Source organism: Microbulbifer hainanensis, from assembly GCF_014904735.1.
GTDB classification, from domain to species: Bacteria; Pseudomonadota; Gammaproteobacteria; order Pseudomonadales; family Cellvibrionaceae; genus Microbulbifer; species Microbulbifer hainanensis.
On record NZ_JACZCR010000036.1, the window covers coordinates 1 to 8,984 of the forward strand.

The 8,984-nt window shown below is 57.0% G+C and carries 8 protein-coding genes; all 8 read left to right on the top strand.

Going from position 1 to position 8,984, the window contains the following annotated elements; translation table 11 throughout:
- The first annotated feature begins 28 nt into the window (after window positions 1–28).
- Window positions 29–1,291, top strand: coding sequence for a histidine--tRNA ligase (hisS, locus tag IG168_RS14835; protein WP_193165202.1), 1,263 nt, complete (start codon window positions 29–31; stop codon window positions 1,289–1,291).
- Window positions 1,292–1,401: 110 nt separating this feature from the next.
- Window positions 1,402–2,151: a YfgM family protein gene (locus IG168_RS14840; protein ID WP_193165203.1), complete on the top strand. Its 750-nt coding sequence runs from the start codon at window positions 1,402–1,404 to the stop codon at window positions 2,149–2,151.
- The gene (gene bamB / locus IG168_RS14845) at window positions 2,148–3,314 is read left to right on the top strand and encodes an outer membrane protein assembly factor BamB (RefSeq protein WP_193165204.1); all 1,167 of its coding nucleotides are present in this window, start codon (window positions 2,148–2,150) and stop codon (window positions 3,312–3,314) included. The genes IG168_RS14840 and bamB overlap by 4 nt, the downstream gene beginning before the upstream one ends.
- 197 nt (window positions 3,315–3,511) lie before the next feature.
- Window positions 3,512–4,906 carry a ribosome biogenesis GTPase Der gene (gene der, locus IG168_RS14850; RefSeq protein WP_193165205.1) on the top strand — a complete coding sequence of 465 codons (1,395 nt, stop codon included), beginning with the start codon at window positions 3,512–3,514 and terminating at the stop codon, window positions 4,904–4,906.
- Between the two features lie 114 nt (window positions 4,907–5,020).
- Window positions 5,021–6,484, top strand: coding sequence for an NAD-dependent succinate-semialdehyde dehydrogenase (locus IG168_RS14855; RefSeq protein WP_193165206.1), 1,464 nt, complete (start codon window positions 5,021–5,023; stop codon window positions 6,482–6,484).
- A gap of 351 nt (window positions 6,485–6,835) precedes the next feature.
- Window positions 6,836–7,669, top strand: coding sequence for a hypothetical protein (locus IG168_RS14860; RefSeq protein WP_193165207.1), 834 nt, complete (start codon window positions 6,836–6,838; stop codon window positions 7,667–7,669).
- Window positions 7,659–8,543 (top strand): transglutaminase-like domain-containing protein, encoded by an 885-nt coding sequence (locus tag IG168_RS14865; RefSeq protein WP_193165208.1) that lies wholly within the window; start codon window positions 7,659–7,661, stop codon window positions 8,541–8,543. Before IG168_RS14860 ends, IG168_RS14865 begins: the two co-directional genes overlap by 11 nt.
- A 29-nt stretch (window positions 8,544–8,572) precedes the next feature.
- The coding region (locus IG168_RS14870) for a hypothetical protein (protein ID WP_193165209.1) at window positions 8,573–8,984 on the top strand (412 nt) is incomplete at its 3' end.

An 8,984-nucleotide genomic window follows, 5' to 3' on the forward strand; every position in this document is an offset into this window, starting at 1 on the left:
ATAAAGAACCAGCAATTAAGGAACACCGTTGAAACAGCTTCGCGCAATCCGCGGCATGAACGATCTGCTGCCCGGCCAGTCGCCGGTATGGCAGTACGTGGAATCCACCCTCAGCGAACTCTTTGGCCGCTACGGCTACAGCGAGATCCGCACCCCCTACCTGGAAGCGACCCAGCTGTTCAGCCGTGCCGTCGGCGAAGCCACCGACATCGTCGAAAAGGAAATGTACACCTTCGACGACAAGAGCGGGGACAGTGTTACGCTGCGCCCGGAGGGTACCGCCGGCACCGTACGTGCGGCCATCCAGAACAACCTGCTGATCCAGCCGCAGCGCTTGTGGTATTTCGGCCCCATGTTCCGCTACGAGCGCCCGCAAAAGGGGCGCCTGCGTCAGTTCCACCAGTTTGGCGTGGAAGTATTCGGCATCGAGGGGCCGGATATCGATGCGGAAATCCTGATCATGACAGCGCGCCTGTGGCGCCAGCTGGGCATCGCTGACCACGTGAAGCTGCAGTTGAACTCACTGGGCAATTCCGCCAGCCGCGCCGCCTACCGCGAGGCGCTGGTCGCCTACCTGAGCGAGCGTCGCGACCAGCTCGATGAAGATAGCCAGCGCCGGCTGGAGCGGAATCCACTGCGCATTCTCGACAGCAAAAATGCCCAGACGCAGGAACTGCTGGCCGATGCACCGTGTCTACTGGACTTCCTCGATGAAGAATCAGCGGCGCACTTTGCCGGATTGAAAGAAATGCTGGACGCCGCGGGCGTGGAATACGAGATCAATGCCAAGCTGGTGCGCGGCCTCGACTACTACGGCAAGACCGTGTTCGAGTGGGTCACCGACAGCCTGGGCGCCCAGGGGACTGTCTGTGCCGGTGGCCGCTACGACGGGCTGGTGGAGCAAATGGGCGGCAAGTCGACCGCGGCTGTGGGCTTCGGGCTCGGCGTAGAGCGGCTGGTACTGATGCTGGAAACCCTCGAGATGCTGCCAGAGGCCCTGGACCAGCAGATCGACGCCTACCTCGTTGCTGTGGGTGCGGTACAATCGGCGGCTTTGTCCGCTGCGGAAAAACTGCGCGACGAACTGCCGTGGCTGCGCCTGCAGACCCACTGTGGTGGCGGCAGCTTCAAGAGCCAGATGAAAAAGGCGGACAAGAGTAACGCCGAGTTTGCATTGATCATCGGTGAAGACGAGGCGGCGGCGGGACAGGTAACGGTTAAATACCTGCGTTCCGAGGCGCCGCAGCAGACAGTCGCACTGGATGCGCTTCCGGCGCTGCTGCAGGGCTGATCAAGAACAGAATCTGCGCGCCCAGCGGCACGCACAGACAAAATGGAACGGCGGCCGGATGGCCGCATCGACCAAAACTCTAAGAATTGATAGGAAAGGCGAATTACGCAATGGCTGACCATCTTACCGAAGAAGAACAAATAGAATCGCTGAAACGCTGGTGGGCGGAAAACGGCAAAGGCATCGTCAGCGGTATTGTGCTGGCCCTGGTCGGTTACTTCGGTTACCAGTGGTGGCAAACCAGCGAGCGCGAGAAGGCCGAAGCGGCCTCCAACCTCTATCAGGAGTTCGTCGAGGCGGTGAGCGCCAATGACGGCCAGCCGGACAACCGCCAGCTGACCACAGCCCAGAGCCTGGGGCGTCAGTTGAAGGAAGAGTTCCCCAAGCGCATCTATACCAGCCAGGCCTCCCTGCGCCTCGCGGCCCTCTCTGCCGCCGGCAATGATCTGGAGAGCGCGGCGAAGGACCTGCAGTGGGTGGTGGACAACAGTGACAAAACCGAGCTGCAGTTGCTGGCCAAACGCCGCCTGGCGGCGGTGAAAGCCGCGCGCGGCGAGCCGGATGAAGCGCTGAAACTGCTCGAGGGCAATGTGCCGCCGGCGTTCGCCGCGCTGTACTCCGAGACCCGCGGCGACATCCTGCTGCAGAAGGGTGACAAAGAGGGCGCGCACGAAGCCTACCAGCAGGCCCTCGCACAGTTGCTGCCGGCCCAGGCGAACAGTGCCCAGGTACTGCGCCTGAAAGCGGAGAGTGTCGCACCGGTGGCTGCCTCTGACGACAGCGCTGCGGACAATGCTCCGGCAGCAGAGAGCGAGGCGGCAAACGAAAGCGACGACGCACAGGAGAGTGACGAGCAATGAGTTTGATGATTCGCGCCACTGCGCGCACCGTGGCGGTCGCCCTGGCTCTCGCGCTGGGAGCCTGCGCGTCCAACGATGAAAAAGAAGACACAGATCCTGTGCCCCTGGTTGACATCAAGCCGACCGTGGAGCTGAAAGAAGTCTGGTCTCACAATATCGGCGATATCGACGCCAAACTCTATGCGATGCTCGAACCGCATATCGCCGATGGCAAGCTGGTTGCCGCCAACAGCGATGGCGATGTGATCGCCTTTGACCGCAGCACCGGCAAACGCCAGTGGAAAACCGACCTGGATATCCAGATCAGCGGCGGCGTGGGTGTCGGCCTCGGGATTGCGGTGGTCGCCGATTACCGCGGCCGCGTAATCGCACTGAACCTGGATAATGGCGAGGAAGTCTGGAATCACCAGGTTTCCGGTGAAGTGGTCGCCGCACCGGCGGTCGGTTCCGGCCGCGTTGTGGTGCAGACCGTGGACGGCAAGCTGATCGGTCTCGACGCCAGCACCGGCGAAGAGCGCTGGAACCACAGCACCGTACTGCCGCTTTTGACGCTGCGTGGCAACGCAGCGCCGATTATTTCCGGCGGCGTGGTATTCGCCGGCCTGGATAACGGCAAGGTTATCGCACTGGATGCCACCGATGGCATTGGTCGCTGGGATCAGCGCGTCGCCATTCCGCAGGGATCTGCCGAGCTGGATCGGGTCGTCGATATCGACGGTTCTCCGGTGGTGCGCGGTGAACTGGTTTTCGCCGCCAGCTACCAGGGCCGTGTTGCGGCGCTGTCGCGGGACGATGGTCGCGGCCTGTGGGCGCGCGATGCCTCCACCAACCACAGCGTGGCAGTCGGTGCGGGCAATGTATACTTGAGCGATGCCTCCGGCAGTGTCTATGCCTACAATGTGGGCAACGGACAGATTGTCTGGAGCAACAATGAACTGTTGCGCCGCCAGCTGAGTGCGCCGGCGTACTTCGGGGACACCGTCATTGTGGGCGACCTGGACGGCTACCTGCACGTGCTGGATCCGGCCACGGGCCACTTCATCGGTCGCAAGCGCATCGATAGTGACCCGATCCGTATCCCGCTGTTGGTGGACGGTGACCTTCTGTTCGCCGTCTCCGACGATGGTGAGCTCGTAGCGCTGCGGCTGCAGCGTCGCCAGTAAACGCACGGAATTTTTGGGCCTTATGGCCCGTTTTGGAGCCTGTTGAAAATCGCCACGAATGGCGCAATGCAGATTTTGCCGGACCGCGATTGGGCGGCGCCGGCCCCATAAATCTGACAGGCTAACCTGAGACCGCCCGCGATCCGCGGGCGTTCGCATTTCTGGCAAAAGACATTTTGCCCCGAGTAGATTGAATTATGCTGCCTGTAATCGCCCTGGTCGGGCGCCCCAACGTGGGCAAATCCACACTGTTCAACCGGTTGACCAAAAGCCGGGATGCCCTCGTGGCCAATTACGCGGGCCTGACCCGCGACCGCAAATACGGCGAAGCCGAAATCGACGGTCACAAGGTGATCCTGGTGGATACCGGCGGTATCAGCGGCGGTGAAGAGGGGATTGATGCCGCCATGGCTCAGCAATCCATGCAGGCCATCGAAGAGGCGGATATCGTCCTGTTTCTCGTCGACTGCCGCGCAGGCCTCACCCCCGCCGACCAGATGATCGCCGAGCAGTTGCGCACCCGCTCCAAGCCGACACTGCTGGTCGCCAACAAGGTCGATGGCGTCAATCCCGATATCGCCCTGGCGCCGTTCTACGAGCTGGGTATTGGTGAACTGTTCCCGACTACCGCCACCCACGGCCGCGGTGTGCGCACCCTGATGCAGCGCGTGGTGGAAGACCTGCCGGAGCAGGCTGAGCCCGAAGCCGAAGATGTTGCCAAGGGCATCAAGATCGCCATTGTCGGCCGACCCAACGTGGGTAAATCCACCCTGGTTAACCGCCTGCTGGGCGAGGACCGCGTCGTGGTTTACGACCAGCCCGGAACGACCCGCGACAGCGTCTACATCAATTACGAGCGCGATGATAAGCCCTATACCATCATCGACACCGCGGGTATCCGCCGCCGCAAGAACATCAAGGAATCGGTGGAGAAATTCTCCATCGTCAAAACCCTGCAGGCGGTGGAAGACGCCAACGTCGTCGTGCTGGTGATCGATGCCCGCGAGGGTCTGGTGGATCAGGATCTGCACCTGATGGGCAGTGTCATTCAGGCAGGTCGCGCCCTGGTGGTTGCCCTGAACAAGTGGGATGGCCTGGACGTGGATCACCGGGATTTCGTCAAGACAGAGCTGGAGCGCCGGCTGCGTTTTGTGGAATTCGCCGATATCCACTTTATTTCCGCGCTGCACGGCACCGGTGTCGGCCACCTGTACGAATCCATCGAGGCGGCCTACCAGTCCGCCACCGACAAGTTGTCCACTAACCACCTGACGCGTATCCTGCAGTGGGCGGTGAGTGAACACCAGCCTCCACTGGTGCACGGTCACCGGATCAAGTTGCGCTACGCCCACGCCGGCGGCCAGAATCCGCCGGTTATCGTGATACACGGCAACCAGACCGAGCAGGTGCCGGGGCACTATGTGCGCTATCTCGAGAAAACTTTCCGGAAGGCCCTGGAGCTCCACGGCACGCCGGTAAAAATCGAATTCCGCACCGGTGAAAACCCCTATTCGGGCAAGAAGAACAAGCTGACGGATCGCCAGAAGGCCAAAAAACGCCGCCTGATGAAATTCGTCAAAAAGAAAAAATAAGATTGGGCCAGACTTCTCCGGAGTGGTGAAGCCGGTTTCCGGGCCTCGCTTTCCCGCGCGGGAAAGCGGCCGGAGAGGTGGGCAACTGCACAAAACGGCACAAAGGAGAACGCCATGCTGGACCTTAAAAATTCCTCACTGTTGCGTCAACAGTCCTATGTCGGCGGCGAGTGGATCGACGCCGACTCGGGTGACACTTTCGATGTCACCAATCCCGCCAACGGCGAAGTCATCGCCAGTATCGCCAATCTCGGCGCTGCGGAAACCCGTCGGGCCATCGAAGCCGCTAACCAGGCCTGGCCCGCCTGGCGCGATCAGACGGTCAAGGAGCGCGCGAAAATCCTGCGCCGCTGGTACGACCTGGTAATCGACAACGTCGATGACCTGGCCAAGATCCTCACCGCCGAACAGGGCAAGCCGCTGGCGGAAGCCAAAACCGAAATCGTTTACGGCGCCAACTATATCGAGTGGTTTTCCGAGGAGGCCAAGCGCGTTTACGGCGACGTCATCGCGCCGCCATCGAAGGACAAACGCATTGTGGTGATCAAGCAGTCGGTCGGCGTGACCTGCTCGGTGACACCGTGGAATTTTCCCAGCGCAATGATCGCGCGCAAAATGGCGCCGGCGCTGGCGGCTGGCTGCCCGTTCATTGCCAAGCCCGCATCGGATACGCCGCTGTCGGCGCTGGCCCTGGCCGTGCTCGCGGAAGAAGCGGGAATCCCCGCCGGCGTATTCAATGTCGTGGCCGGCACCAGCTCGCGTGAAATCGGTGCGGAGATGACGGCCAACCCGCTGGTGCGTAAATTCACCTTCACCGGCTCCACGGCAGTGGGCAAAAAGCTGCAGGCGCAGTGCGCCGAAACCATGAAGAAAACCTCAATGGAGCTCGGGGGCAACGCGCCGTTTATCGTGTTCGACGATGCCGATATCGATGCAGCGATCCAGGGCGCCATCATCTGTAAATACCGCAATGCCGGGCAGACCTGTGTCTGCGCCAACCGGATTTTTGTGCAGGAAGGCATTTACGACGAATTCGCGCAGAAATTCGCTGCCGCGGTCAACGCCCTGAAAATGGGCAACGGTGCGGAAGAGGGCATCGAAGTGGGCCCGCTGATCAACCGCAAGGCCGTGGAGGACGTCAAGGCGCTGGTGGACGACGCCTTGGCCAAGGGCGCCGATGCGGTGGTGGAAGGCGGTCCCAGCAGCATGGGAGATTGTTTCTATGCGCCCACAGTACTGACCGGCGTTAACGACAAGATGGACCTGTTTCGCGAGGAAATTTTCGGCCCGGTGGCGCCCCTGTACAAGTTTTCCACCGAGGAAGAAGTTATCGCCATGGCCAACGATACCGAGTTCGGCCTCGCGTCCTATTTCTATTCCCGCGATATCGGCCGTATCTGGCGCGTCGGCGAAGGGCTGGAATACGGTATGGTCGGCGTCAACGAAGGGATCGTCTCCAATGAAATGGCCCCCTTTGGCGGCGTGAAGGAGTCCGGTCAGGGGCGCGAGGGCTCCAAGTACGGGCTCGACGACTACCTGGAAATTAAATACCTGTGTATGGGCGGTATTGACCGTTAAGCGTTTTTGAAGGCGATTCAAAATTGTTGGGATGGGCAGCGTTGCAAATACGCTACTTTTAATCGGCGGCTGCTCATCCTAACCAAGCCCTCGTCGGCTGCGTTTCTCGAGACGGTTTTATTTGACTGGCCGCCAGGCGTTACGGCTTTCGATCTTCCCTATCCCTATCCTTCTTAACTGTTCTCTCCCCTTACAGCTTAAAACCCAAAGTGGTACGTATGTATTACTTTGTAATTGACTGTAATGGCGCAAAATTGACTATAAGACGTCATTGTCATTAACATGTGCCGCCTTGGGGAGGGCAGCTGTACTTGGCCGCTGTAAATAAAAATACAAAAAGAGTAGTTAGATGTGAGGGGACGTATCACATCTGTAATCTGCGTTGCTGGATTATTGTGGTTTTTCGGGGGGGCTTCAGGCTGGTTAGCAGCACAGGCATCAGATATCGAATCTGAGCAATGTGTAGTTGATCCGGCTGTCAGCTATTTCACGCCAATATTATCAACAAGCACACAGACATCTGAGTTGTGCTTTGTTCGACCGTCCGAGATTCAGTCCTTTGATCGGTTTGTGATCGTTGATACGAGTGCTCAGTCGCCATTGCAAAATTCTGCGCTTCACACTATTTCGCTTCCTGACTGGCAAATCAAAACTAAATTTTTTCTAAAGAACAAGCCGATCCTGATCGTCGCTGAGCCCTATAAGCGTTACGCGCTTGCGAAGCTATGTAGGGAGCTGATTCAAAGTGGGTTTCAGAGTCCAAAGATATTGATCGACAACGACTTTAGAGGAGCCGGAAAAGATCTGTCTGCAGACGTTCCTGTGGAAGAATTTATAGTTGAAACGAGTAAGTTCGGTGCCGTAACGATTGCAGTTGATCGGCAGGTGGCTGAGGAAATGGCTGCACTCGGAATTCCAACCATTAATGCCGGCTCCGCAGGCGGTATAAAAAGCGCCGTACGGGAAGCTGAGGTCAATCATTCACTAAACGGATATCTCCCGGTATTTGTGGTTGGGAAGTCCGGCAGCGAAGAAGAGCTACAAAACCTTCTAAATGGAGAGCCTGTCAGTCAAGCTTTTGTCGTATCGGGTGGAGTGGAAAGTATAAAGAGGGTCCTGAAATCCAGTGCGTTAAGCGCTAATAAGCGGCTCCACCCAAATGGGGTGTCAATCTGTGCTGGCTAAAAAGCTTTCAATCCAAAGTTCGAAGATTACGCTCTGGTGTGTTGGCCTATTGGTTTCCGGATTGTTGGTTTGTTTTTGGTTCAATACAGTCGGAAAAGTACCTCAGTCGTCCTATGAGCTCGCCAAAACAGTTCGTTACAGTTTCTTGGTTTCCAATGGTACAGGCGAATTTATCGAAAACGCTCATGTGAGTGTGTTCGCTCCTGTAAAAAAGAATTCTTACCAGTTGATTGAGAGGATTACGGCGAATCAGTCCTTCGATACGAAAATTGACCAATCTGGCAATCAGTCGCTGTTATTCCAAATCAAGGGGCTTGCCCCTCACGCCAGTCAGATAATTAGTATTACCGCGAAATTAAGGCTCGCTAGTAGGCCGCAGTTTTTTGGTGTTAAGGCTGAAGTCTTTTTACAGCCTGAAGCCAATATAGAAGTCGATTCACCAGAGATAATGGCGTTGGCCGGTAAGTTGAGTGGCGATGTGAAAAAAATAGCGTCATGGATTTATAGGAATATAACCGATACTGGATATATGGCCGAAGACCGTGGCGCCCGTTACGCAATAACCCGAAAAAAAGGTGATTGCACGGAATTTGCTTCGGCATTTGTCGGTCTGGCCAGGGCGTCTAATGTGCCAGCTAGAATGATCGGCGGATTTACTGCCGATGATTCTGGAAGGTTGAGAGCAGAGAACTATCACAACTGGGCAGAATACAAGCGAGGCGAGGCCTGGAGTATCGCTGACCCACAGAACAATATTATTGACTCGGGTTACGGGTCTTATATCGCTTTCTATAACTTTGATAAATACTCGCGCTTGGAAAATAGTCAACGATTCTTGAGCTATGACCATCGTTTGAGTGTGCAGATGCTTTAGGTCTAAGGGTCGAATAAATGAAGGGTTGTGTGTTTAGGCTGCTATTTTTGTTTATTGCCTTGAATGGTTTTGCAGCTTCGTCAGCGTTTGCAGAGTCAATTTTAGTAAATAGCGATACAAATATATCAGCGAACGATATGTCCTATGACGGTGCAGATATCGTTGTTGATGGAGCCGTTCTGAAGATTGATGGTGCCCACGGTTTTAACAGCCTAGTGCTTCAGAATTCGGCTGTGTTGACCCACTCGCTAGAAGCAGAAAGTAAGCTGACACTGAATATTGCCCAGAATTTATTGATAGACAATACGTCATCTATAGATGTCAGTGGCAAAGGCGCTCTATCCCTACCCGGCGACTACACGCAGTCTGGAGGCAGCTACGGTGGCCTTGGTGGACGAGACCCCAGTACTGGCGGAACCAACGCTCCCTTTGGCGACTACA

Excerpts from the sequence above, each read along its gene's own strand:
- IG168_RS14840 (WP_193165203.1), top strand. The coding sequence starts at position 1,402 with ATGGCTGACCATCTTACCGAAGAAGAACAAATAGAATCGCTGAAACGC.
- bamB (WP_193165204.1), top strand. The coding sequence starts at position 2,148 with ATGAGTTTGATGATTCGCGCCACTGCGCGCACCGTGGCGGTCGCCCTG.
- der (WP_193165205.1), top strand. The coding sequence starts at position 3,512 with ATGCTGCCTGTAATCGCCCTGGTCGGGCGCCCCAACGTGGGCAAATCC.
- IG168_RS14855 (WP_193165206.1), top strand. The coding sequence starts at position 5,021 with ATGCTGGACCTTAAAAATTCCTCACTGTTGCGTCAACAGTCCTATGTC.